General features: G+C 63.7%; 1 pseudogene. It reads right to left on the bottom strand.

Annotated elements, in window-relative coordinates:
• Window positions 1-422, bottom strand: a pseudogene (locus BN1127_RS16720) (ExeM/NucH family extracellular endonuclease); the annotation flags it as partial.

Below are 422 nucleotides of genomic sequence, written 5' to 3' on the forward strand. Positions count from 1 at the left end.
CGGTGGGGTTGGCATCCCCCCCCACGACGGTGGTGAAGAAGTTGAGCACGTTGAAGCTGGCGACCCGCAGATCCCCTGCCTCGGCCAGCTCAGGGGTCTCGACCCTGTCCCAGCCGCTGTGATCGATGTTGCTGGCATCGATGCGGTTGTTCGCCACCAGTCTGAACAGGTTGTAGGAGTAGCCAAGCGCCCCCTCCAGCCCGTTGAGCTTGTCACCGATGCGCAGGTAACCCTCCTCGGCGTTGAAACCGGGGAACCAGGGCAGCACACCGTCCGGCGCCTTGGCGTCGGTCTCCACCACCAGCTGATTTTGCTGGTTGCGCAGGGCCCAGTCGCTCGCCTCCTGGCTCATGGCGGCATATTTCTGGGTCGACTTGATAAGTGGCGCGCCATAGGCCAGCACCAGGTTGTTGCGCTTGCCG

Origin of the sequence: Aeromonas media (assembly GCF_000819985.1) — a bacterium.
Lineage (GTDB): Bacteria > Pseudomonadota > Gammaproteobacteria > Enterobacterales > Aeromonadaceae > Aeromonas > Aeromonas media.